The sequence below is a fragment of the Kluyvera sp. CRP genome, assembly GCF_019930565.1.
Lineage (GTDB): Bacteria > Pseudomonadota > Gammaproteobacteria > Enterobacterales > Enterobacteriaceae > Kluyvera > Kluyvera georgiana_A.
Genome location: NZ_CP082841.1, coordinates 4247051 through 4270995, shown reverse-complemented (window position 1 = coordinate 4270995; position 23945 = coordinate 4247051). Strand labels below are relative to the sequence as shown.

The following is a 23945-nucleotide window of genomic DNA, read 5'->3' as shown; positions in this document are numbered from 1 at the left end:
CTGTATCTGGTCAAATTTATGCAACAACGAGTCTTATCAAACGAGGTAGCGTTACCCGACGAGCCGGACGCTCAGGCGCTGCTGGAGCATATCCTGGAGATTTACGATCTTAAGACCGTTGTCGCCGAGCTGGTTGCCGTAGGGGAACAGCACTGGAGCCCGGCTATTGTTAAACGTGTCGTCACGTTGGGGCGTGCCAATACCCGACTCAGCGAAAACGAGCAGGCGCATCTTGCTGGGTTGCTGCCGAAGCCGCCCGCTCATCATCCGCATTATGCATTCCGCTTTGTCGACCTTTTTGCCGGTATTGGCGGAATACGCAATGGCTTTGAGGCGATTGGCGGCCAGTGCGTGTTCACCAGCGAGTGGAACAAACATGCGGTGCGTACCTATAAGGCGAACTGGTACTGCGATCCGCATGAGCACCAGTTCAACGCCGACATTCGCGATGTCACGCTCAGTGCTCGCACCGACGTCAGCGACGCTGAGGCGCAGGCGCATATTCGCCAATGCATTCCGCAACATGATGTTCTGCTCGCAGGCTTTCCCTGCCAGCCGTTTTCGCTTGCCGGGGTATCGAAAAAAAATGCCCTGGGCCGTGCGCACGGGTTTGCCTGTGATACGCAAGGCACGCTGTTTTTTGACGTAGTACGAATTATTGACGCACGCAGGCCGCCCATCTTTGTGCTGGAAAACGTCAAGAATCTCAAGAGTCACGATGGCGGGAAAACCTTCCGCATTATCATGCAAACCCTGGACGAGCTGGGCTATGAAGTTGCCGATGCTGCGGATACGGGGGCCGATGATCCGAAGATTATCGACGGTCAGCACTTCTTGCCGCAGCACCGCGAACGTATTGTGCTGGTTGGCTTCCGCCGGGATTTAGGCCTGCATCAGGGCTTCACCCTGCGCGATATTCCCGCGCTTTACCCTGCGCGTCGTCCGACGTTTGGCGAGCTGTTAGAGCCGAATGTCGATGCCAAATTTATCCTGACGCCGGTGCTGTGGAAGTACCTCTATCGCTATGCGCGTAAGCATCAGGAAAAGGGCAACGGCTTCGGTTATGGCCTGGTTGACCCAACGCGAGCCAGCAGCGTGGCGCGTACGTTGTCGGCACGCTATTACAAAGACGGCGCGGAGATCCTTATCGATCGCGGCTGGGATCGCACGTTGGGCGAAAAACATTTTGACGATCCACAGAATCAGTTACGTCGACCGCGTCGCCTGACGCCGCGCGAGTGCGCGCGGTTGATGGGCTTTGAATCGCCGCAGGGCTACCGCTTTCGCATTCCGGTCTCGGATACCCAGGCCTATCGCCAGTTTGGTAACTCGGTGATCGTGCCGGTATTTGCCGCCGTGGCCAGGCTGCTGGAGTCGCGTATCCTGCAAGCGGTACAAAAGCGGGATGCGGAGAAGAAGAATGGCGGACGTTCACGATAAGGCCACTCGCAGCAAAAATATGCGTGCTATCGGTACGCAGAATACCGCCATTGAAAAAAGGATGGCGTCCTTGCTCGAGCAGTTGGGCCTGCGCTGGCGGGCTCAGGACACGCGTTTGCCGGGGCGGCCAGATTTTACGCTCGACGACTATCGTTGCGTCATTTTTACCCACGGCTGTTTCTGGCATCAACACGATTGCTATTTGTTTAAGGTGCCCGCCACGCGAACCGAGTTCTGGCTGGCGAAAATTGGCGCTAATGCCGCTCGCGATCGACGGGATATCGGCCTGCTGGTCGAACAGGGCTGGCGAGTGCTGGTGGTATGGGAGTGCGCGCTACGCGGACGACAGAAGCTAAGCGATAGCGCGCTGAGCGAACGGTTGGAGGAGTGGATCTGCGGCGGCGAAGGCAGCGCGCAGATCGGGATTCAGGGGATCACGAATCTAAACCTGCTTTCTTCGTTGGGCAGGGAGTAGCCGACGCTTTCGCCGGGAACAGGTATTTGCCTAAGGTCACCAGGACAACCGCCGCAATGATAATCGCCAGCGCCAGCCACTCAGTCGCAGAGAGATGCTCGCCATTAAAACCGGTGCCCAACAGCACGGCGACCACCGGGTTGACGTAAGCGTAGCTGGTGGCCACGGCGGGGGTAACATTACGAATCAGATACATATAGGCATTAATGGCGATGATAGACCCGAAAATCGCCAGGTAACCTACCGCCAGAAAACCGTGCAGATCCGGTAACGTCGTCAAGCGTTCACCGCTGAGCTGCGAGGCCAGCATCAACACAATACCGGCGGCCAGCATTTCAATTGCCCCGGCCATCATGCCGGTTGGCAGCGTGATACGTGATCCATACACCGAACCAAACGCCCAGCTCAGCGAACCAATCAGAATCAACAGCGCTCCCCACGGGTTGCCGCTAAGGTTGCCGCCGCTGTTTAACAGCACGATGCCCGCCAGACCGATGGCGATCCCCAGCCATTCCAGCTTACGGGTGGCGATGCCGAAAAAGCGGCTAAAGCACAAGGTGAACAGCGGTACGGTCGCCACCATGACGGCGGCAATCCCCGAAGGCACATGCTGATGTTCCGCCACCGTCACCATGCCGTTCCCCACGGCCAGCAGCAGTACGCCAATCAGCGCCGCGTTGAGCAGTGGCCCACGCGGCGGCAGCCGATGTCCGGTCGCCAGCAGATACATCATCAGCACCACGCCCGCCGACAGGAAGCGCACGCCCGCCATCATCAGCGGGGGCCAGCTGGCAACGCCAATGCTGATGGCAAAATAGGTCGACCCCCAGATGATATACAGCGCGAACAGCGCGCCAACCAGGGGTAACAGTTGTTTAATACGCATACTTCCTCACGGCAAAATAGCAAGCAGGCTGATAGTAAACGCGAAAACGAGTTCGCTGGCGAGTGCTTTAATTAAGGGGTTGATGTTATTTTTATGTTATAAATATGTATCTCTTACACCCCGCGCTATTTTGCTTCATACTTTACTCTCAATAACAAAAAGGAAGGATGTCGCTTGTGGCGGGAAGTAGTTTATTAACCTTATTAGATGATATCGCGACTTTACTCGACGATATCTCGATGATGGGCAAACTGGCGGCGAAAAAAACCGCCGGTGTGCTGGGCGATGATTTATCGCTGAATGCCCAGCAGGTGTCAGGCGTGCGCGCTAACCGCGAATTGCCGGTGGTGTGGAGCGTGGCCAAGGGGTCGCTGCTCAATAAGGTGATTCTGGTACCGCTGGCGCTGCTGATCAGCGCCTTTATCCCCTGGGCGGTGACGCCGTTGCTGATGATCGGCGGGGCCTATCTGTGCTTTGAAGGCGTGGAGAAGGTGCTGCATAGCCTGCATGCGCGTAAGCACAAGGGCGATGAAGCTGCCCGTCAGAAGCGTCTGGAGACGATTGCGCAGCAGGATCCGGCTATCTATGAGCGCGATAAAGTTAAAGGGGCGATTCGTACCGACTTTATTCTGTCGGCGGAAATCGTGGCAATTACGTTGGGCATTGTGGCACAAGCGCCGTTGCTCAATCAGGTACTGATTTTATCCGGCATCGCGCTGTTGGTGACCGTGGGCGTCTACGGCATTGTCGGGGTGATCGTCAAGCTGGATGATATGGGTTACTGGCTGGCCGAGAAGCGCAGCGTGCTGGCGCAAGGGCTGGGAAAAGGCCTGCTGGTGGTAGCACCGTGGCTGATGAAAACGCTCTCGGTGGTGGGAACGCTGGCGATGTTTCTGGTGGGCGGCGGCATTGTGGTTCACGGCGTAGCGCCATTGCATCATGCCATTGAAGGTTTTGCCCAGCAGCAGTCGGCGTGGTTGGCCATGGCGTTGCCAACGCTGGCAAATCTGGTACTGGGATTTATCATTGGCGCCGTGGTGTTGGCCGCGGTGAATCTCATTGCCCGTTTGCGTAAAAAGTCGGCATAAATAATCCAATTCCGCTACGCAAAGAGGGCGTGACCAGGCTAATGTAAAACTGTTTCACCCTGATACCGGAGGCAATAATGGTCTTTTTGGTCAGTGATGAAGTCCGGCCCAAAAACGGTGGGCCGCGGATGGTGGTAACCGGTTATGCCAGCGGTATGGTGGAGTGTCGTTGGTATGATGGTTTCGGCGTCAAACGGGAAGCATTCCGTGAAGATGAGCTGATTCCCGGCGCCATCCATCAGCAAGAACAGGCATCATAACCGTGTTTACGCCCGGCATTTGCCAAGCGTTTTAGACCCGATCTTATCGGGCTCTTTGTCGTAGAGCAGTGTAATGGAGCAGCATGAATTTTCAGCAACGCAGTAGTGGGATGTGGGATGGTTCTGTGAGTATCAGGAGGCCAATGTGCGTCCCTTGACCGTCACCACGGCGGCTTCGTCAGGATGGTGGGCGCGGCTCACGCGTCGGGTTAGCCCCGAACGAGTGGTGAATATCTGCTTTCTGGTGGTGCTGTTCTTCTCCACGTTGCTGACCTGGCGCGAAACCATCGTGCTGGAGGATGCGTATATCTCCAGCCAGCGCAATAACCTGAAAAACGTCGCCAACGACATGGACGCGCAGCTGCAGTTCAACACTGACCGCTTGCTGTTTTTTCGCAACGGTATGGAGTCCGCGCTTCAGGTGCCTCTGGCCTTTGAAGTGTTGCGCACCGCTGAGCAGGAGTTTGAGCGCAAGCGTGCGTTCGCCGACTGGCGGATCTCGCTAAACAACAACCGTACGTTGCCGCTGAACGGCGTCTCGGATAATTTCGTCAAACACACCAATCTCCTGTCGCGTGATAACTCGCTGCTGGGCAACGAGTTTATGGCCGCCATCGAACTGGGCTATCTGCTACGCCTTTCTGCCATTACGCGTCAGCATCTTTCCCGTTTTGAAACCCATATGCTGTACGTTTCGCGCGCCGGGTTCTACCTCAGCACCGAACAGAATCAGGGCAATGGCATCACCGAGTACTATTACAGCCTGGCGACCAGCCCGTGGTTTATCCAGCAGTCACAGCGAGATAACCCGGGGCGCGGTGTGAAATGGCACACCAGCTTCAACCGCGATAAAGTGCCGGTAGCCCAGATGGTCACCGCCTCTGTACCGCTCGATTACGATCACTACTGGTTTGGCGTGTTGGCCATTCAGCTGTCGGTTAACGAAATGACCCAGTTCCTGATGCAGTCTGTCGAAGGGGAGGAAGAGGGGGAATATCAGCTCTACGATCGCCGAATGAATCTGATTGCTTCATCCGAAGAGGAGCCGCAAAAACGCACGCAGCTTTCGCAAGAGATTCAGGCGCAGCTGGCATATGCCTACGAGCACGATAACGAGGGGAGCGTGCGCCAGCTTTCCCGCTACATCAGCTGGGAAAAACTGCGCAATTTCGACGGCGTGTTGTTGCGCATTCACAGCCTGGAAGAAGGGATCCGCGGTGACTTTGGCAGCATCAGTATCGCGCTAACCCTTTTGTGGATACTGTTCACCTCCATGCTGCTTATCTCCTGGGCCGTCATCCGCCGCATGGTACGCAATATGTCGTCGCTGCAGGATTCGCTGGAGTGGCGCGCCTGGCACGATATGTTGACCCGTCTGTATAACCGTGCCGCGCTGTTTGAGCGAGCAGGTAAAGCGCTTGCTGTCAGCCAGCAGCGAGGGGCGCCGATGTCGGTGATTCAGCTGGATCTGGACCACTTCAAGCGTATCAACGATCAATATGGTCATCAGGCCGGAGATCGGGTGCTTACCCATATTGGCCGGGTGATTATCAATAAAATTCGCAAATCGGATATTGCCGGACGCGTCGGCGGCGAAGAGTTCTGTATCGTGCTGCCGGAAACATCGCTGGAGCAGGCGGTGGTTATCGCAGAACGCATTCGTGAGAGCATCTATAGCCGTGAAATTCTCATCAGCCGCAATCAGACGCTGCGGGTGAGCGCTTCGTTGGGAGTGTGCAGTAGCGAAGAGTTACAGCGCTATGATTTCCAGCACCTTCAGTCGATCGCTGACGGTCGGCTGTATCAAGCTAAACAGGGCGGGCGTAATCGGGTGTGTGCGGAAGGCTGATTACGTAGGCCATAGCAGCGAAAATCATAAATTTAGCTTATGGATAAGTATTGTAATCAGAATAATCCCAAAACATTATCAATGATTCCGGTTAGAGGAAGTTGCCATCTGATTGATTTATATCGATGTTCTTAAAAGAAGAAACAATGTGTGACGGAGAGGTCATATATATTCATTAGGTGAATAATTCTTGTCATTCAACATAAACAACGATAATGTTTCACCACGTCAGGTTTCCTGATGTAACGAATATTTCAATGCTTCTTGCTTCGGCAAGGTTGATCCCGACGCAGACGTGTCGGGATTTTTTTGCCTTCAACGCGTCACTTCTGTCACGCTGAAGTCGTGAACATCCAGCTCGAAAGCTTCCGCCAGTTCTCGCCAGGTATGGTATTCACGACCGTCGACGCTCACGTGGTGTGGATCGTTCGACGAACGGTGGATTTCGCTTTCGCTGATTTCGTTGATAGCTGCCAGTAGCGCATCAACGTTGATGTCACGAGGATCGATCGCTGATTTCATCACAGATACCCTTTTTACCGCGCCCTGTATAATTATACATGCGTCGTATAATGCTGCTCACTTTTTGCTCAATTTTTGTTATTGGTGGATATTTAGCCAGTTGGTTGTCAAGGCCGCTGTCAGCATGACAATTTTGTTCTACACTGGGAAAAACCAATCAGGAGAGGCGTTTATGCAAGTTAACGATCGTGTGACGGTCAAAACCGATGGGGGGCCGCGTCGCTCCGGAGTGGTGCTGGCCATTGAACAGTTCAATGAAGGGACGATGTATCTGGTCGCGCTGGAAGACTATCCGCTGGGGATCTGGTTTTTCAACGAAGTGGGCCATCCTGATGGAATTTTTGTTGAGAAAAGCGAATCGTAATCGATCATCTGGCGGTAGCCCTACCGCCAGTTTCCCTGCCTGGATATCCTAGCGCATATTGACGAAAATGCCCGAGGTGACATTTTCCGCCAGGCGCACAACATGATAAATAACCTGTTTGTTATGCGTTTTTATTTTCTTCTTAATATTACCCTTATGTGACGATACGGTTTTTGCTTTAATATTCATCTGATCGGAAATCTGAATCGTTCCCTGTCCCGACATCCACATTTTCAGCATGCTTGATTCTGTCCTGCTTAATGACAGAGTAGACATATTAGTTTGCTTTACGTCTGATTTTTCTTTTTTCAGATAATTCCCCAGAATGCTATCCAGGGTTTCCGGTTTTATCGATTTGGAACTTATTAGCAGATTACTCCGCACCATCAGGTATTCGTCAAAATGAATATTGGCAATAGCCATAAAAACAATGAACAAAGTCCTGGGATGTTGATTAATGATCTGCTTGATATGCAAGCTACTCTGCACATCGTGGATGAAGCAGTCCTCATTAATGAACACGACAGATGGATGACGAGTCGCGCAAACTTCTGTAAGTGCTTCTACGCTCTCAACATTGTCAATATCTCGTTTCTTCACTCCACGACTGGCCAGGTATCCGGTTAACCCTAGCCGCGTATAACTGCATAGATCCATAATAATCGTTGACATGGCATACCCTCACTCAATGCGTAACGATAATTAACCCATTACCCTCGAACTTCATCGTCGCAGCGAACCTAATGAAAATAGAAAATTGAGAATGAAGACGATCAGGCGGCATCAACTATCCCGTAAAGTTACGTATAATTTGCCAGGAATCATCTCAAAGTAAAGTAAATGTTAGGTTATGTGAAAGACGTAAAAACAAATAACCCGCGCCAGCGATATGCTGGTAGATGTTTTTGCAAATTTACTTTAGGAATTTCCTCATAATAACCTGGAGGGTACTATGGAGAATTTATACGTGGTAACTCACTGATAATATCAGCTAATAGATCAAATATTTCGCTAAATAAGTGTTCACAGAAGGGGGCCACTAATGGCATTAACGCCGCCATCAGCATAATGCCGACGGTCAGGGTGATGGGGAAGCCGATAACAAACACCGACAGCTGCGGGGTCATGCGGTTCAGCATCCCGAGCGCCAGGTTAACGGTCAGCAGTAGGGTAATGATCGGCAGCGCAAGCATGAGACCGTTGAGGAAAATCATGCCGCCCGCCCGGGCGAGCGCGAGAAACGCATTGCTGTTAATGGGCTCACCGCCGATAGGCAACGTGTGGAAGGTATCGACCAGCAGTGAAATCAGCCACAGATGGCCGTTGAAGACCAGGAACAGCAGCATGGCCAGCATATCGAGAATGCGCGCCAGTACCGGCATGTTGAGATTGCTGCCCGGATCGACAAAGGTCGCGAACGAGAGACCCATTTGCAGGCCCACAATCTCGCCGCAGGTTCGTACGGCGGCAAAGGCAAACTGCATCGTAAAGCCCAGCGCGATACCGATGAGAATTTGTTGTAACGCCAGCCAGAGCGCGTTGGCGGAAAAAATCGGCACATCCACCGGCGGCAGCGAAGGGGCAATGACGAAGGTGATAATAATCCCCAAACCGACTTTCACCCGTTTAGGCACAGAGCGTTCACTGAGTATCGGCGCGGTGGTGATCAGCGCCAGCACGCGCAGCAACGGCCAGAAGTAGAGGCCGAGCCATGAAACCCACTGGTCGCTGGTCATGTGAAGCATAATGCTTAACCGATGATGTAGGGCAGGTTGCTAAACAACGTGCGTACATAGTCAAGCAGCAGATTCAGCATCCACGGCCCGGCGACGATGATCGCGATAAACACGGCGATAATTTTGGGGATAAACGACAGCGTCATTTCGTTGATCTGTGTGGCCGCTTGCAGAATACTGATAATCAGACCGGTGACCAGCGAGACCAAAAGCAGCGGTGCCGCCAGCGCCAGCGCCACTTTCATCGCCTCGGTGCCCATCATCATGACGGATTCAGGGGTCATGGGTACTCCTTAACTGTAAAAACTCTGCGCCAACGAACCGACCAATAACTGCCAGCCATCGACCAACACAAACAGCATCAGCTTGAAGGGCAGGGCAATGGTCGCGGGCGGTACCATCATCATCCCCAGCGCCATCAGCACACTGGCAATGACCAGGTCGATAATCAGAAACGGTATAAAAATAGTGAAGCCAATCTGGAAAGCGGTTTTCAGCTCGCTGGTGACGTAGGCGGGCAGCAGAATGCGCATCGGCACGGCTTCCGGGCCTTGAATCGGTGCGCTGTTGGCCAGCCGGGCAAACAGTGCCAGGTCGGCTTCGCGTGTCTGGCGCAGCATAAATTCACGCAGCGGTTGCGCGCCTTTATCTAACGCCTCCTGCATGGTGATTTTATCTTCGCTAAACGGCTGATACGCGTCGGTATAAACTTTATCAATCACCGGCGACATAATAAAAAAAGTGAGAAACAGCGCCAGCCCCAGCAGCACCTGATTAGGCGGTGCGGACGGCGTACCCAGCGCGCTGCGGAGCAGGCCGAAGACGATGATGATGCGCGTAAAGCTGGTCATCATGAGCAAAATGGCCGGGATAAAGGTCAGTGAGGTGATAAACACCAGCGTTTGGATCGGCAACGACCAGCTCTGCCCGCCGTTGGCCAGCGGCTGGCTGATTAAACCCGGAAGCTGAGCAAAGGCGGAAGGCGAGAGCAATAGCAGCCCGCCCAGCGCGAGGGAATAAATACGGCGCATCAGGATCTCCCGGGACGCTTAAGCATGTTTTTCATCAGTGAAGCAAATTCCGGCGCGTTAGCCTGCGGCGGCGGGTTTTCCGGCGGCGCTGGCGGCAGGGTATGCAGCAGCGTTACCTGCTGGGCGGTGACGCCCAGCACCAGCCGCGCATCCTCGACGTTCACAATCACCACCCGCTCACGCGCCCCTAACGATGCGCTGGCGCTCACCTTCAGGCCGCTGCTGCTTCGGCCCTGCACCGTACCGGGCAGAACGCGTTTAATGACCCACGCGGCGGCCAGAATCAGCACGATAATGCCCAGTAGTGCGCCGCTCACCTGAATCAGCGGCGAAGTCGTCGGTTCATTGGCGTGCGCCACCGTCACCGGCGTGGTGCTGTGGCTCGCCGGCGCAGCGTGCGATGGTGTTACGACAGGCGCGGAGTGGGTTGCGCTCATATCAGCGGCTCAGACGGCGCATGCGTTCTGACGGCGTGATGATGTCGGTAATGCGAACGCCGTATTTATCGGCAACCACCACCACTTCACCTTGCGCTATCAAATAGCCGTTAATCAGAATATCCAGCGGTTCACCGGCCAGACCGTCCAGCGCCACCACCGAACCTTGCGTCAGACGCAGCAGCTCTTTGATGGTCATGCGCGTGCGGCCTAACTCCACGGTCAGCTTGACCGGGATATCCATAATCAGGTCGATATCCTGCAACGTACCGCTGACATCACCGCCGCCCAACTGTTGGAAGACCGCGTCGGCGGCGCTTTTACCGGAGGTGGATTTTTGCTCGTTCAGCGCTTCAGCCCACAGATCGTCCACGGATCCGCTGTTGTCATCGGGTGGAGTATTCATATCACTCATTTGGGCTGTTCCTCGTTCAGCGAATTCAAAATCGGGTTGATCAAATGTTCTACGCGCAGCGCATACTGGCCGTTCACGGTGCCGTACTGGCTGGTTAACACCGGTACGCCGTCGACGTGAGCAATAATGCGGTCTGGCTTGTCAATCGGCAGAACGTCACCGGGTTTAAGTTTGAGTATCTGTGACAAACGCAGCGAGATATCGGCGAAATTCGCCACCAGTTCCAGCTCGGAATGCTGCACCTGGCGTACCAGGTTCTCGCGCCAGTTTTGGTCCTCGTGGCGTGAGTTTTCCAGCGGCGGGTTGACCAGCAGTTCGCGCAGCGGTTCAATCATGCTGAACGGCAGGCAAATGTTAAATTCACCGGTCAGGTTGCCGATTTCCACGTGGAATGGCGTGTTCACCACGATATCGTTCGGTGAGGTGGTAATGTTGGTGAACTTCACCTGCATCTCCGAACGGACGTACTCCACCTCCAGCGGGTTAATCGCTTTCCAGGCATCGCTATAGCCTTCCAGCGCCAGCTTGAGCATGCGGTTAATCACCCGCTGCTCGGTATGGGTGAATTCACGTCCCTCAACCTTGGTCGGGAAGCGACCGTCGCCGCCGAACAGGTTGTCCACCGCGATAAACACCAGGCTTGGCGAGAACACCACCAGGCCGGTACCGCGCAGCGGCTTAAGGTGAATCAGGTTGAGGTTGGTCGGCACCGGCAGGTTACGGGCAAACTCGTGGTAGGGCTGAATGCGGATCGCCCCCACGGTAATGTCCGGGCTACGACGCAGCAGGTTGAATAACCCCATACGGAAGTGGCGGGCGAAACGCTCGTTAATAATCTCCAGCGCCTGCAGTCGCTCACGGACCACGCGGCGCTGGGTATTGGGGTCGTAGGGGCGAATGTCATCTTCGCCCGTCGCGCCCGCCAGCGGTTCACTTGATTTGTCGCTGTCGCCGTTTAACAGCGCATCGATTTCGGCCTGAGAAAGAATACTGTCGCCCATGGCTCTACCGCAGAATAAAGGCAGTGTACAGAACGTCGGTAACGTTCTGTTTCGGCTGACCGGCAATTAACGGCGCGCTCAGCGTCTCTTTAATATCGTTTGCGAGCTGTTTTTTGCCATCGTCTGTTGCCAGTTTAGTCGCATCCTGACGCGACAACAGCAGCAGCATGCGGCTGCGCACTTCCGGCAGATAGTCGTTCAGACGGGCGCGGTCAGCTTCGGACTTCATGCGCAGCGTGATGCCCACGTACAGCACGCGATCGGCATCGCCCAGGTTGACGGTGAAGGTATCCAGCGGGAAAAAGACCGGTGCGGCCGGCGGCGGCGCTTCTTTTGGCGCGGCCGGGGCGTTCTGATGCTCAATGCGCCAGTAGCTGTAACCTGCTGTGGCGCAGGCGGCGAGCGTTACCAGCACCAAAAGTGGGATCCAGAGCGAGCGTTTGCTCTTTTTATTGATAGCGGAGTCAGTCATCTGATGCGGTCTTCCTTTTTACTACTGCTTATCCAATGATTATCCCGCCTCCCGCGCCGGTCAAAGCGTGGAAAAGACGGGAATAATCGTGTTACCTCTGGCGTTTAAGCGAAGATATCTACCGCGTTATCGCCGCGAGAGGCGGCGTGCAGGGCGGCAGGGACGGCCAGCATCTCAGCGTCATCCTGAGCATCGCTGGCGTTGGCGTCAGCGCGCGAGGCGAACGATTGCTGGGAAGAGGGCTGATGTTGCTGGCCCGCAAAGCCGTCGCTGCTGATATTGCTCTGGCCCAGTTGGATTCCGTTGTCTTCCAGTTGGCTGCGCAGCACTGGCAGAGCGGCTTCCAACGCCGCGCGTACGTGGCTGTGCGGCGAGGCCATTTGGATCTGCGCGAGGTTATCTTCCACCTTCAGCGTAATGTGTACCTGGCCTAACGACTCGGGGTGCAGGCGCAGTTCGGCGGTTTGCTGGCCCTGACGGGTAAACAGCGTGATGTGCTGGCTGACGTTCTGCTGCCAGTCCGGAGTACCAAGCTGGGCATGGACGTTGGCGCTGGCGGCCATCGGGGCGGCCAGTGAACTGCTGCTCTGTGGCGAAATCGGCGACACCGTCGCCGTTGGCGCGGTTGGGCTTGGCGTGCTTTCCGCTTCTGCTTTCTGCGCCGGGATCACAAAGGCGGCGTCGGCGGATAGCGCACGGGCATCGGTTTGCGGTTGCGAGGCCGGAGTGCTTTTCACATCGATAAAACCGTCGGCTTTTGCTGAGTCACGTTTGAGTGGCGCGTTTAACGCATTCAGCGTATCGCTGGTGGCGCTGGCGATCGAGTTCACCGCCGTCTGCGGGGCTTGCGGCGGCGTGGGCAGCATCGCCATCAACGCATTCAGGCTGCCCTGTTCGTCGTCGCTGAGTTTGTCCTCGTCGCTCTCTTTATCGCTGAGCTTATCCTTACCTGACGCTATTTCGCCTTTAAGGTGTGCCGCCAGCGAACTGAGCAGCGTTTGCGCATCGCTTTGTTCGCTGATATCCGTCGCTTCACCAATCTCAGCGGTGGCGCGTGTCGCTTCCTGCTGTACCAGCCATTCGGTGATGGATTGACCTTTCGCTTTGACATCGCGCAGCGCCGCCGCGTCCTCGCCGGACAGTTGGGCGATTTTGCCCGCGTTTGTTGCATCGCCGGCTTGCGTTAATGCACCCGCCAGCAGGGCCAGAAAATCCTCGGCGCCGCCTGCGGTTTTGGCTGCGGTATCGGCCCCTGCGAGGCTTGCATCGCTGATGGTCAGGTTAGGCAGAGTGATCATTCTGGTTTCCTCATGGTTGCTCGTTGGGCAAATTCATCCATCTTTTTCTGATCCAGCCGGTTTTCCGCCAGCAGCTCCGCAGAGGCCTGCCGGTCCTGTAGCGTTTGCCATGCCTGCAAACGCTGTTTTTTCTCGCGCCAGAAGTTCAGCGCCTGTTCGACTTTGTTGTTCCACTGAATAAGCTGCTGACGATGCTGGTCAATGGCTTTTTCCAGTGTCTGAATAAACTGCTGGTAGTTTTGCCAGCGCAGGCTCGCGATCCCCTGCGTCATGTCGTTATTCAGGCTGTTCTGGTATTCAAGCTGGTAGTCCATCAACATTTTGAGTTGTTCTTCCGCCTGCTGGCAGCCGCGTCGCATCTCGCCCAACACCAGGGCGGCGTTGTCGACATCGGTTTCTGCCAGTTCTTTAAGCGTTGCTAATGCACCGTGCTGCGCCATATTGGTGATCCTCTTGCTTCACTATGACGTTGGGAAAATCAATTCCAGCGCCTGGATTGATGATTCCCAGTCTGCTTTTTCAAGAATGCCTTGCTGTAAAAATGCTTCCAGGTGCGGCCAGAGCGTGATGGCTTTGTCCAGCATCGGATCGCTGCCTTTGGCGTACGCGCCGACGCTAATCAGGTCGCGGTTACGCTGAAAACTGGAAAGCAGCTGTTTAAAATTGCGCACTCGCGCGTAGTGTTGCTCGCTAATCAGCGCGGTCATGGCACGGCTGATAGAGGCTTCAATATCAATTGCCGGGTAATGACCGGCCTCGGCCAGCCGTCGCGACAGCACGATATGGCCGTCGAGAATGGCGCGGGCGGAGTCGGCGATCGGATCCTGCTGATCGTCGCCTTCGGTTAACACGGTATAAAACGCGGTGATCGAACCGCCGCCGCTGATGCCGTTCCCGGCGCGTTCAACCAGCGCGGGCAGCTTGGCAAAGACCGAAGGCGGGTAGCCTTTGGTGGCCGGCGGTTCGCCGATCGCCAACGCAATTTCACGCTGCGCCATTGCGTAACGGGTCAGTGAATCCATGATCAACAGCACATGCTGTCCGCGATCGCGGAAATCTTCCGCCACGCGGGTGGCGTAAGCGGCACCCTGCATACGCAGCAGAGGAGAAACATCGGCGGGCGCGGCAATCACCACGGAACGTGCGCGGCCTTCGGTGCCGAGAATATTCTCGATGAAATCTTTCACCTCGCGACCACGCTCGCCAATAAGACCGACGACGATGACGTCAGCGCGGGTATAGCGCGCCATCATGCCGAGCAGTACGCTCTTACCGACGCCCGAGCCGGCAAACAGCCCCATACGCTGGCCGCGACCGACGGTGAGCAGGGCATTGATTGGCCGCACGCCGGTATCCAGCACGTGCTCAATCGGCGTACGCTGGAGTGGGTTGAACGGCGGCGTGATCAGCGCGCCGGTTTCCGTGGTATCCGGCGCGGGCAGGCCGTCGAGCGGTTTGCCGCTGCCGTCGAGCACGCGGCCAAGCAGCGCCGGGCCGAGCGGAAGCTGTTTACCGCTTTGCAGTCCGTCGCCGACGGCGCTACGGGCATAAACCCGTGCGCCGGGTAAAATGCCTTCAACTTCTTCAAGCGGCATTAAAAACAGGCGATGACCGTTGAAGCCGACCACTTCGGCTTCCACTTCCTGCATCTCTGTACCCTGTTGACGCTCAATAATGCAGGTTGCGCCAAGCGGCAACTGCAGCCCGGTGGCTTCCAGCACCAGCCCGGTGGCCCGGGTCAGGCGGCCGTAACGGCGCACGGCGGGAAGCTGGGCAATGCGGGCCTCAAAGTTGTCGAGCGTGTTCAGCCAGCGGGTCAGGCGCACGGTCATCAGCAGGCTCCCGGTGCCGCCAGGCGGCACAGTTCCTGCCAGCGCGTGGCCACGCTGGCGTCGAGATCGCCCTCATCGGCGGAGACCTTACAGCCGCCGGGGTGCAGCGTTGGGTCGCCGCGCAGCCGCCAGCCGTGAAGATTCAGCGTGGCGCCCAGCATCTCCTCGACGCGCGGTAAATCTTCCGGGCTGACCCGCAGCTGCGGCTTGCCGCTGAACAGCGGCTCTTGCTGCAGCAGCGATTGAATCTGTTTGATCAGCGCGGTGTTATCGACCACCGGCATCTGGCCGACAATCTGTCGCGCGGCTTCCAGCGCCATCTGCATCAGACGTGAGGCGATCACGCTGTCGAGCGTATCCAGGGTGTGCTGAAATTCGCTCGCCAGCTGCTGCATGCGGGCATGAATAGGGGCCTGATCCTGTTTGGCTTGTGCCAGGCCCTGTTCGAGCCCCTGCGCCAGACCTTCCTGATAGCCCTGTTGTTGACCGGCGGCGTGGCCTTCACGCAGCCCGGCCTGATAGCCCTGTTCATGAGCCTGGATCTGTAGCTGAGCCAACTGCTGTTGCTGCAACTGCTCGGCAGAAATTTCTTCCTGCACGGCGTCCGGTTCGTCGAGGGTGAGGGGAGTAAACTCCACCTCCACCGGCGGCGAGAGATCGTCAGGCTGCCAGACTTTCCACGGCGTGGTATCAGACATAGGTGTCGTCTCCGCTGCCAATCACCATCTCGCCGGTTTCGGCCAGACGACGCACAATAAGCAGAATGGCTTTCTGTTCGTTCTCGACCTGCGACAGACGTACCGGGCCACGGTTGGCGAGGTCGTCGCGCAGAATGTCGGCAGCACGCTGGGACATATTGCGCAGGAACTTCTCGCGTAGCGGCGGCTCGGAACCTTTGAGCGCGATAAGCAACGATTCGGAATCCACTTCCTGCAGCAGGCGCTGGATACTGCGATCGTCGACCTCGACCAGGTTCTCGAACAAGAACATTTCGTCGATAATTTTTTGCGCCAGCTCGCCGTCGAATTCGCGTACCGCGGTAATAACCGCTTCTTCTTGCTGCGTTTTCATCAGGTTGATAATTTCTGCCGCCGTTCTCACGCCGCCCATTTTGCTGCGCTTGAGGTTCTGGCCGTCGAGCAGACCGTTCAACACCTCTGTCAGTTCCGCCAGCGCGGCCGGCTGCACGCCGCCGAAGGTGGCGATACGCAGCATCACGTCGTGACGCAGACGTTCATCGAACAGCGCCAGAATATCGGCCGCCTGACCACGCTTGAGATGGACCAGAATGGTGGCGATGATCTGCGGATGCTCGTCGCGAATAATATCGGCGGCGCTCTGCGGTTCCATAAAGTTGAGCGTCTCGATCCCGCTGGTGGTTTCGCGGGTTTCGAGAATGTCCTCCAGCAGGCTGGAGGCGCGCTCTTCGCCCAGTGCTTTAACCAGCACCGAGCGCAGATATTCATTGGCGTTAACGCTCAGCGCCGCGAACTGCTCGGCCTCTTGCTCAAACTCGGCCAGCACGTCGGTCAGCTGTTTATTCGAGATCTGCTTGATGCCCGCCATGGCGGTACTGAGCTGCTGTACTTCGCGGGTGCTGAGGTGCTTAAACACCTCGGCGGCGCGATCTTCGCCAATCGTCATCAGCAAAATGACGCTTTTGTCGATTCCGGTAAGATTACTCATGGTCGTTATTCATCCATTGGCGAATGACCAGCGCCACCACGCGCGGATCGTTATCAGACATTTCGCGAATACGCTGGCTCATCACCTCGGCGCTCAGGCGCTGGTTGGCACGGCGTTGCTGGGTCTGTTCATCTTTGCTGAGGCGAACCTCAACGGCTTCCTGAATTTCCTGCTGCGCTTTGGCTTTTTCCACCTCGGCCTGGGCGGCCTGTTCACGGCGCACAAGCTGCGGTTTAATCGCTTTACGCCACAGCAGCCAGGCAACAATCAGCACCAGCAGCCAGCGACCGGCGGACATCAGCTGATCGATAAACGACTGCTGCTTCCAGAACGGCAGTTCACCACCGCTGTCATCGCTGCTGTTAAACGGCGAGTTGACCACGTTCAGGGTATCGCCGCGCTGGCTGGAGAAGCCCATCGCCTCGCGGGTTAAATCTTCAATCTGTTTCATCTGATCGCTGGTCAGCGGCAGCGGCTTACCGTCTGGCAGATTGCGATAGTTGACCACCACGGCGACCGACAGGCGCTGAACATCGCCAACGTTCTTTTTGGTGTGCGAAATGGTGCGGTCGAGTTCAAAGTTGCTGGTTTCGCTACGCTGGGTATTGCGCGGACCGGTGGTGGTGGCTGTGCGGGTATTGGCATTCTGCGCGTTGGCCTGATTCGCCGGTGGGTTAGCAATCGGTGCTGACGGCGCTGGGGCAGGGGTGTTTGACAGCGCGCCCGGAACGCCGCCCGGATACGGGCTACCGACCTGGTCGTTTTCGCTGACCTGACGCGAACGAATGGCGGCCTGGTTAGGATCGCCATTCGGACGATATTGTTCGTCAGTCTGCTCTTTATTATCGAAGTTCACCTGCGCCGTGACCTGCGCGTGCACATTACCGTTGCCGACGATCGGCCCAAGAATCGCTTCAATACGGCGCTGAACGCGGCCTTCAACGTCGGCGGTATATTTCAGCTGCGCGTCATTCAGGTCGCGTGCGCTGGTATTGGACTGGGTCAGCAGATGGCCGCCTTGATCGACCACGGTGACGTTACCCGGCGGTAAGCCCGCGACGGCGCTGGAGACCAGATGGACAACCGCGGAGATTTGCCCTTCATCAAGCGCGCGGCCCGGTTCGAGGTTGACGGTAATGGAGGCAGAAGGGGATTTCTGCTCGCGTACGAACAGCGAAGGTTTTGGCATCGCTAAGTGCACGCGGGCGCTTTTGACCGGACCGAGGGTTTCGATGGTACGTGACAGTTCACCTTCCAGCGCGCGTTGGTAGTTCACCTGCTCGCTGAACTGGCTGATGCCGAATTTTTCCTGATCGAGCAGTTCAAAACCTACCGCGCCGCCTTTCGGCAGGCCGAGCTGGGCCAAACGTAGGCGCAGTTCATGCACTTTGTCAGCGGGCACTTCCAGCGCGCCGCCGTTATCGGCGAAACGATAGGGGACGTTCATCTGGGTCAGCTGGGTCACGATGGCCCCCCCGTCCTGATCGGACAGGTTGCTGAACAGCGTGCGATAGTCCGGGGATTTGGCCCACAGTACCATTGCCACGAGAATAGCCACCGCGGCGGCACCGGCCACCATCAGTGGGATTTTTGGATTAGCGCGCAGGCGATTGACCCATTCTACAGTTTTATTTTGTGGCGTAGCCGTAGCACTCGCGCTCATTGCGCACCTCGTCGATCCTGATCAATGGCGTTAAACGTAAACGAAAACAAAGCAGACTCCCTGGCGCAAAACACATAAAAACAGCTATGCCATTATTTGATGCTTCGGGAAATTTGATGGGCCAAATAACCCGTTTTTATAGCGCTATTTAGCGCCTTTATCTTATTGACAAACTGATAAGCTCGTTCTCAGGTTAAACACAATCTGGGAGTCAACATGGCGATTCAGGGTATTGAGGGCGTGCTGTCGCAGATGCAGGCAACGGCATCAATGGCTCGCAGTCAAAGCGTGGATACACAGCCAACCATCAGCTTTGCCGGGCAGCTGCACGCGGCGCTCGACCGCATCAGCGATACACAAAATAGCGCCAAAGCGCAGGCGGAGAAGTTCTCATTAGGTGAACCGGGAATCGCGTTGAACGATGTGATGACCGATCTGCAAAAAGCATCTGTTTCATTGCAGATGGGGATTCAGGTGCGTAATAAACTGGTGAGCGCCTATCAGGAAGTGATGGGGATGCAAGTCTAGCTTCTGTCACTCTCTCAATGGAGTTCAATGTTGGGAGAGTCCTGCCTCCGTTCGTCCGGATTACCCTCTACGCACCGTCTTTTCCGTGAAACCCCCGCAGGTTTAACGCTATAATGTTCCTGTTTTTTTCTCCCGGAACAGGATGAATAATGAAAAAGTTAGCCATTGTGGCAGCGCTGATGGTGCTGGCGGGCTGTGCGCAGATCGAAGACTACTCAACCGTGGTGAAATCGCCTGCTCCGGCGGGGATGGCGGGCTACTGGCAGACCATGGGGCCGCAGCGCGCGCTGGTCAGCCCGGAGGCGATAGCCAGCCTGATTGTCACTCGCGACGGCGACACGCTGGACTGCCGTCAGTGGCAGCGGGTGATTGCGCTGCCGGGTAAACTCACCCTGCGTGATAGCGATGTCTACAACGTGACCAATAAGCTGGATGTTTATGCGGTGGAACGCGATGGTAATTCGCTGAAATACGATGGAATGACGTTGCAGCGGGTTGAGCGACCGACGGTAGAATGTGCCAACGCATTAACTAAAGCGCCGCTGCCGTCGGTGCTGCCGTAAGATTTTGTCGCTCCGGCATAGCTGATGCCGGAGCACTATTCATCAATGATTCAGGTCAACCTTATCCTGCGGAACCAGCACGTGGCCGCCCTGATTACCGTAGGTGGTCATTACCGTTTTTTGGATTGACGATTGTCCGACGAGCTTCGCCAGTTCGTCCATGCGGGCCTGCAACAGGCGCTTTACGGTGTTTTCGTTATCAAGCACTTTACGCAGCATCGGGCGAAGTTGTTCCTGAAGCGGTTCCGTTGGCTGGCTCTCTCGCGTCAGTTGAGCAATCTTTTGCACCGCATTGACGTACTCCATTTCGCTGGCGATTAATTCGTCCCACAGTCCCTCCGTGGCAAGCCGTAGCATCAGATTGCTTTTTTCAACCAGCTTTTGGTACGACAGATAAAGGTGCGGTGCATGGCTCATTAGACGGCGTCCTGAATCAAGTTAGGCGTAAGAAGAGATTCCTTCCAGGCATCAGCGATGTTGCGCATTAACGCCTCAACTTCCTCAATGGCGCTAACATCATTGTGCAGGTTGGCTTGCAGAAGGCGTCTGACCATATAGGCATACAGCGACAGCAGGTTCTGCGTCAGCTCGTCGCGGCTGTCCTCATCCAGGCCAATTTTCAGCCCGTTTTCGATAATGTTGATGGCTTTCGACAGGGAAAGACCTTTCCCTTGCTGGTTGCCGTCCTGCATAAACAGGCGGGCGCGGATCAGCGCGCTGAGCGCGCCGTCAAACAGCATGGTGACAAGCTGCTGTTGACTGGCGCTCATGACGGCGCTTTCCACTCCAATCTGTGCGTAGGCCTGCGTACCTTTTGCCCCGTACATGATGTCTCTCCCGATCAAAAGTGATTACTTGGAATTGCTGGTCGATTCAAACTGCTGCGTCAAGTAGCTGCTGGTACTGTTCAGCGAGGTCATTAACACATCCAGCTGGGTAAACTGTTCTTTGTAGCGCGCAACCTGCGCATCGATACGATCGCTGGCGGCGTTGTAGTCTTTGGTTAATTTGTTCAGCGTTTTGCTGACGCCATCGGTGGCGGCCTTGATGATGCCGGTGGTGGAAAGCCAACTGGTCAGGTTGGTGCCGATGGTGGTGGTGATGCCGGTTTTTTTGCCGTCGCCGACGATCAAAGTACCGACGCCGGTAGCGTCTTTTTTCAGCGCGGCGGTGAGTTTGTCGGCATCCAGCTCAAGCTGGCCGGTGCTCGGGTCGGTAGAAATACCGATCTGCGCCAGCGTTTTGAACTGTGAGGAGCTGGCGCTGTTGCTCAGCATGCTTTTGAGCTGAGTCTGAATCGTGCGCAGCGTCGAGTCGCCGAGCAGGGCGCCGTTGTTTGCGCTCTGGCTATCGGAACCCGGATCTACGGCGGTGTATTTTGTCAGGCTGCTAAAGGTGTCCAGCAGCGAGTTATAGGCGGTGACCCAGTCGCTGATGGCCTTTTGTGCCTTGGTGGTGTCCTGAGTGATGGTCAGCGTCTGGTTGCCGGTGGTGACATCGTTCAGGTTCAGGGTGATGTTTTCCAGCGCATCGCTGATGGTGTTGCTGCTGTTCTCAATGGCGACGTTGTTGACGGTCAACTGGGCGTTCTGCGCAATAACCGAGACATCCATCCCGTTGCTGCTGGCATTGGCGTCATAACCCATAAAGCTTTGCAGCGCGTCGTCGCCTTTGACGGTCAACGTCATGGCGTTATCGCTACCGGTGTCATTTGCGGTCACCGACAGACGATATTCGCCGTTACCGACGTTGATGATACTGGCGCTGACGCCCGCTTTCGCGTTGTTGATGGCATCGCGAATACCGCTCAGCGAGGAGTTGGCCGCGCTGATATCGATGGTGATCGGATCTTTGCCGCCGCCTTGCTGAATGGTCAGCGTGCTGTCGCTGGTGGCGATTGCGGTTTTGGTATCGCTTTTGGTGGTGCTGGTGGTCAGCGTTTGCGCCTGCGCCAGATGGCTGATGTTGATGGTGTATTTCCCGGCAATCGCATTCCCTGCCGTAGTGGCGCTAAACGCGGTGCTGCTGCTGGTGGTGGTGGTGGCGGAAAACAGGTCAGCCTTCGACAGCGCGGTGTTAGCGGTCTGGAACGTGGTCAGCGCGCTTTTCAGCGTCCCGTAGGCGCTCAGCTTTGCGGTATAAGACGTCTGCTGTTTAGAGATAGGCGTCAGCGTCGCCTTCTGGGCGGCGGTGAGGCTATCAAGAATGCTACTTAAATCCAGGCCCGACCCGACTCCCAGCGATGAAATACTTGCCATGTGATTTCCTTTTATCTGTCGACACGTAGAACGAATACCGGGGTTATCGGCCTGAATGTCACAAAGTTTACGCTTAATTCTAAATTTTTAATGGCGGGAATAAGGGCAAGAGAAAAGAGTATTTCGGCGGCTAAAAAAATGCGTGATTGCGAAAAAAAATTCTAAAGGTTGTTTAACGGCAGACGATAACAAGTTTGACGGCGATTGAGCCGACGGGTGGAAACCCATTACGTAATCAACGACTTGCAATATAGGATAACGAATCATGGCACAAGTCATTAATACCAACAGCCTCTCGCTGATCACTCAGAACAATATCAACAAGAACCAGTCTGCTCTGTCGACTTCTATTGAGCGTCTGTCGTCTGGTCTGCGTATTAACAGCGCGAAGGACGATGCTGCAGGTCAGGCGATTGCTAACCGTTTCACCTCCAACATCAAAGGTCTGACTCAGGCTGCGCGTAACGCCAACGACGGTATCTCTCTGGCGCAGACCACTGAAGGCGCGCTGTCTGAAATCAACAACAACTTACAGCGTGTGCGTGAACTGACCGTTCAGGCCACTACCGGTACTAACTCCGATTCTGACCTGGCTTCTATCCAGGACGAAATCAAATCTCGTCTGTCTGAAATTGACCGCGTATCCGGTCAGACCCAGTTCAACGGCGTGAACGTGCTGTCTAAAGATGGTTCTCTGAAAATTCAGGTTGGCGCGAACGATGGTCAGACTATCTCTATCGACCTGAAGAAAATTGACTCTGATACTCTGGGGTTGAACGGTTTTAATGTGAATGGGTCCGGTACTGTAAATAATAAAGCTGCAACCGTTAGTAATCTGACGGCTGCAGGCGCTACTGAAACAGCTCCTGGTTCTGGCCTTTATAATCTGAAGACTTTGAATGATGCAGTTACTGCTAATGATGCTTTCGCTAAGCTGCAAACTGGCGATACGGTTGATGTTACTGTCAAAGGGGCAACTAACACAACAACGACATATACCTATGATGCTGCAAAAGGGAACTTCACCTATGATGCAGCCGTAGCCAATACAGGTGTTAAAGCATTCGCTGGTGGTCTGGTGCCGTCAACGGGGACTGTGTCAGGTGTATATACCGCTACAAATGGTTCAACCGATAGCGTCGATTTTGATGTGGACACTAATGGTAATGTAACTATCGGTGGTAAAACCGCTTATCTCGACAGCGCAGGAAACCTGACGACAAACAACGCTGCTGGTGCGGCGGCCGGAGTTAAGTTCGATGATTTGATGCAAGCAGCGGCTGATAACTCTAAAGCTGGTACTCCAATCACATCCTCTCTGAGCCTGAATGGTACGACTTACAACTTTAATACTAGTGGCGCAAATGCTGGTCAGATGACTTACACCGCTACTATATCTAAAGATGAAGTAATGGCAATGGCTGCTGGTGCCGATTCAACTGGTACTCCCGCGAACGGTACAGTTATTGATGCTAAAGTTAATTATACCTCTGGTGTTATGGCTGGTAGCATCGATTTCGATGGTGCTAAGGTTGGTAAAGCAGCTGGTACTTATAAAGATGCATCAGGAAATCTGACGAGCGTTGCAAGCTTTACTACTCAATATAAAGTTGACCGCGATACTGGTGCTGTAACAGTTAATGCTAACTTGTTAGCAGATGGTGTGACTGTAGATAACAGCAGTTCTAACCCATATGCAAAAGCTGTAGGTTCTGATGTGTTCGTTACAGCTTCAGGTAAAGTTACTACTGAAGCTACTGCTGCAGGCACTGCAACCAAAGATCCTCTGGCTGCCCTGGACGCTGCTATCAGCTCCATCGACAAATTCCGTTCTTCCCTGGGTGCTATCCAGAACCGTCTGGATTCCGCGGTAACCAACCTGAACAACACCACCACCAACCTGTCTGAAGCGCAGTCCCGTATTCAGGACGCCGACTATGCGACCGAAGTGTCCAACATGTCTAAAGCGCAGATCATCCAGCAGGCCGGTAACTCCGTGCTGGCGAAAGCCAACCAGGTACCGCAGCAGGTTCTGTCTCTGCTGCAGGGCTAATCGCTCTCAACCTGACTCAACCCCGCCTCGGCGGGGTTTTTTTGTTACTTAAATTTCACTTTACTGCGCAAATAACCCCACATTTCTC

28 protein-coding genes are annotated in these 23945 nt (G+C 55.3%); 9 read left to right on the top strand and 19 right to left on the bottom strand.

From position 1 onward, the window contains the following. The first annotated feature begins 18 nt into the window (after positions 1 to 18). The gene (locus K7B04_RS20300) at positions 19 to 1440 is read left to right on the top strand and encodes a DNA cytosine methyltransferase (protein ID WP_223802855.1); all 1422 of its coding nucleotides are present in this window, start codon (positions 19 to 21) and stop codon (positions 1438 to 1440) included. Further along, a complete protein-coding gene (locus K7B04_RS20295) occupies positions 1421 to 1915 on the top strand; it encodes a very short patch repair endonuclease (RefSeq protein WP_223802854.1) in 495 nt (164 codons plus the stop codon). The genes K7B04_RS20300 and K7B04_RS20295 overlap by 20 nt, the downstream gene beginning before the upstream one ends. Here K7B04_RS20295 and yedA read toward each other — a convergent pair. Continuing rightward, the gene (yedA, locus tag K7B04_RS20290; RefSeq protein WP_223802853.1) at positions 1875 to 2801 is read right to left on the bottom strand and encodes a drug/metabolite exporter YedA; all 927 of its coding nucleotides are present in this window, start codon (positions 2799 to 2801) and stop codon (positions 1875 to 1877) included. The genes K7B04_RS20295 and yedA overlap by 41 nt on opposite strands. Positions 2802 to 2977: 176 nt before the next feature. On the opposite strand from yedA, the gene K7B04_RS20285 reads away from it, so the two are divergent. From K7B04_RS20285 to dgcQ, 3 genes are all read left to right on the top strand, one after another. Further along, on the top strand, positions 2978 to 3889 hold the full coding sequence (locus K7B04_RS20285) for a DUF808 family protein (RefSeq protein ID WP_167575526.1): 912 nt from the start codon (positions 2978 to 2980) through the stop codon (positions 3887 to 3889). 77 nt (positions 3890 to 3966) lie between these two features. Continuing rightward, a complete protein-coding gene (locus K7B04_RS20280; protein WP_163448950.1) occupies positions 3967 to 4149 on the top strand; it encodes a DUF2158 domain-containing protein in 183 nt (60 codons plus the stop codon). 154 nt (positions 4150 to 4303) lie between these two features. After that, positions 4304 to 5998 carry a cellulose biosynthesis regulator diguanylate cyclase DgcQ gene (gene dgcQ, locus K7B04_RS20275; protein WP_223804203.1) on the top strand — a complete coding sequence of 565 codons (1695 nt, stop codon included), beginning with the start codon at positions 4304 to 4306 and terminating at the stop codon, positions 5996 to 5998. A 315-nt stretch (positions 5999 to 6313) separates the two neighbouring features. Here the strand turns inward: dgcQ and K7B04_RS20270 are convergent, their stop codons facing one another. Continuing rightward, the gene (locus K7B04_RS20270; protein ID WP_167575527.1) at positions 6314 to 6520 is read right to left on the bottom strand and encodes a DUF2525 domain-containing protein; all 207 of its coding nucleotides are present in this window, start codon (positions 6518 to 6520) and stop codon (positions 6314 to 6316) included. 172 nt (positions 6521 to 6692) lie between these two features. On the opposite strand from K7B04_RS20270, the gene dsrB reads away from it, so the two are divergent. After that, complete coding sequence (gene dsrB / locus K7B04_RS20265) at positions 6693 to 6884, top strand: protein DsrB (RefSeq protein WP_064544524.1); 192 nt, start codon at positions 6693 to 6695, stop codon at positions 6882 to 6884. Between the two features lie 48 nt (positions 6885 to 6932). On the opposite strand, the gene rcsA is transcribed toward dsrB, so the two are convergent. From rcsA to fliF, 14 genes are all read right to left on the bottom strand, one after another. Continuing rightward, the gene (gene rcsA, locus K7B04_RS20260; protein WP_163448953.1) at positions 6933 to 7556 is read right to left on the bottom strand and encodes a transcriptional regulator RcsA; all 624 of its coding nucleotides are present in this window, start codon (positions 7554 to 7556) and stop codon (positions 6933 to 6935) included. Between the two features lie 278 nt (positions 7557 to 7834). Beyond that, complete coding sequence (gene fliR, locus K7B04_RS20255; RefSeq protein WP_163448954.1) at positions 7835 to 8629, bottom strand: flagellar biosynthetic protein FliR; 795 nt, start codon at positions 8627 to 8629, stop codon at positions 7835 to 7837. Between the two features lie 5 nt (positions 8630 to 8634). After that, entirely contained in the window at positions 8635 to 8904 is a 270-nt protein-coding gene (fliQ, locus tag K7B04_RS20250) for a flagellar biosynthesis protein FliQ (protein ID WP_062778154.1), read from the bottom strand. A gap of 9 nt (positions 8905 to 8913) precedes the next feature. Beyond that, positions 8914 to 9651 carry a flagellar type III secretion system pore protein FliP gene (gene fliP, locus K7B04_RS20245; protein WP_163448955.1) on the bottom strand — a complete coding sequence of 246 codons (738 nt, stop codon included), beginning with the start codon at positions 9649 to 9651 and terminating at the stop codon, positions 8914 to 8916. Beyond that, positions 9651 to 10088 (bottom strand): flagellar biosynthetic protein FliO, encoded by a 438-nt coding sequence (fliO, locus tag K7B04_RS20240; protein ID WP_223802852.1) that lies wholly within the window; start codon positions 10086 to 10088, stop codon positions 9651 to 9653. The genes fliP and fliO overlap by 1 nt, the downstream gene beginning before the upstream one ends. Position 10089: 1 nt before the next feature. Then, positions 10090 to 10503: a flagellar motor switch protein FliN gene (gene fliN / locus K7B04_RS20235; RefSeq protein ID WP_064544530.1), complete on the bottom strand. Its 414-nt coding sequence runs from the start codon at positions 10501 to 10503 to the stop codon at positions 10090 to 10092. Next, on the bottom strand, positions 10500 to 11504 hold the full coding sequence (fliM, locus tag K7B04_RS20230) for a flagellar motor switch protein FliM (RefSeq protein ID WP_064544532.1): 1005 nt from the start codon (positions 11502 to 11504) through the stop codon (positions 10500 to 10502). The genes fliN and fliM overlap by 4 nt, the downstream gene beginning before the upstream one ends. 4 nt (positions 11505 to 11508) lie before the next feature. Next, complete coding sequence (gene fliL / locus K7B04_RS20225) at positions 11509 to 11976, bottom strand: flagellar basal body-associated protein FliL (protein ID WP_223802851.1); 468 nt, start codon at positions 11974 to 11976, stop codon at positions 11509 to 11511. Between the two features lie 104 nt (positions 11977 to 12080). Further along, the gene (locus K7B04_RS20220; RefSeq protein WP_223802850.1) at positions 12081 to 13274 is read right to left on the bottom strand and encodes a flagellar hook-length control protein FliK; all 1194 of its coding nucleotides are present in this window, start codon (positions 13272 to 13274) and stop codon (positions 12081 to 12083) included. After that, entirely contained in the window at positions 13271 to 13714 is a 444-nt protein-coding gene (gene fliJ, locus K7B04_RS20215; RefSeq protein ID WP_064544537.1) for a flagellar export protein FliJ, read from the bottom strand. Before fliJ ends, K7B04_RS20220 begins: the two co-directional genes overlap by 4 nt. Positions 13715 to 13735: 21 nt before the next feature. Beyond that, the gene (gene fliI / locus K7B04_RS20210; RefSeq protein WP_163448967.1) at positions 13736 to 15106 is read right to left on the bottom strand and encodes a flagellar protein export ATPase FliI; all 1371 of its coding nucleotides are present in this window, start codon (positions 15104 to 15106) and stop codon (positions 13736 to 13738) included. Next, the gene (fliH, locus tag K7B04_RS20205; RefSeq protein ID WP_163448959.1) at positions 15106 to 15804 is read right to left on the bottom strand and encodes a flagellar assembly protein FliH; all 699 of its coding nucleotides are present in this window, start codon (positions 15802 to 15804) and stop codon (positions 15106 to 15108) included. The genes fliI and fliH overlap by 1 nt, the downstream gene beginning before the upstream one ends. Further along, positions 15797 to 16792 carry a flagellar motor switch protein FliG gene (gene fliG, locus K7B04_RS20200; RefSeq protein ID WP_163448960.1) on the bottom strand — a complete coding sequence of 332 codons (996 nt, stop codon included), beginning with the start codon at positions 16790 to 16792 and terminating at the stop codon, positions 15797 to 15799. The genes fliH and fliG overlap by 8 nt, the downstream gene beginning before the upstream one ends. Beyond that, entirely contained in the window at positions 16785 to 18455 is a 1671-nt protein-coding gene (gene fliF / locus K7B04_RS20195) for a flagellar basal-body MS-ring/collar protein FliF (protein WP_223802849.1), read from the bottom strand. The genes fliG and fliF overlap by 8 nt, the downstream gene beginning before the upstream one ends. Before the next feature lie 216 nt (positions 18456 to 18671). Here fliF and fliE point away from each other — a divergent pair, with 216 nt between their 5' ends. After that, the gene (fliE, locus tag K7B04_RS20190) at positions 18672 to 18983 is read left to right on the top strand and encodes a flagellar hook-basal body complex protein FliE (protein WP_163448962.1); all 312 of its coding nucleotides are present in this window, start codon (positions 18672 to 18674) and stop codon (positions 18981 to 18983) included. Positions 18984 to 19132: 149 nt separating this feature from the next. Further along, positions 19133 to 19546 carry a lipoprotein YedD gene (yedD, locus tag K7B04_RS20185; RefSeq protein ID WP_223802848.1) on the top strand — a complete coding sequence of 138 codons (414 nt, stop codon included), beginning with the start codon at positions 19133 to 19135 and terminating at the stop codon, positions 19544 to 19546. Positions 19547 to 19588: 42 nt separating this feature from the next. On the opposite strand, the gene fliT is transcribed toward yedD, so the two are convergent. The 3 genes from fliT to fliD are packed head-to-tail and all read right to left on the bottom strand — an operon-like array spanning position 19589 to position 21804. Further along, complete coding sequence (fliT, locus tag K7B04_RS20180) at positions 19589 to 19963, bottom strand: flagella biosynthesis regulatory protein FliT (protein ID WP_223802847.1); 375 nt, start codon at positions 19961 to 19963, stop codon at positions 19589 to 19591. Beyond that, positions 19963 to 20373: a flagellar export chaperone FliS gene (fliS, locus tag K7B04_RS20175; RefSeq protein WP_064544546.1), complete on the bottom strand. Its 411-nt coding sequence runs from the start codon at positions 20371 to 20373 to the stop codon at positions 19963 to 19965. Before fliS ends, fliT begins: the two co-directional genes overlap by 1 nt. A gap of 24 nt (positions 20374 to 20397) precedes the next feature. Continuing rightward, on the bottom strand, positions 20398 to 21804 hold the full coding sequence (fliD, locus tag K7B04_RS20170) for a flagellar filament capping protein FliD (RefSeq protein WP_223802846.1): 1407 nt from the start codon (positions 21802 to 21804) through the stop codon (positions 20398 to 20400). A gap of 265 nt (positions 21805 to 22069) precedes the next feature. Here fliD and K7B04_RS20165 point away from each other — a divergent pair, with 265 nt between their 5' ends. Then, the gene (locus K7B04_RS20165; RefSeq protein ID WP_223802845.1) at positions 22070 to 23857 is read left to right on the top strand and encodes a FliC/FljB family flagellin; all 1788 of its coding nucleotides are present in this window, start codon (positions 22070 to 22072) and stop codon (positions 23855 to 23857) included. Positions 23858 to 23945: the final 88 nt, after the last annotated feature.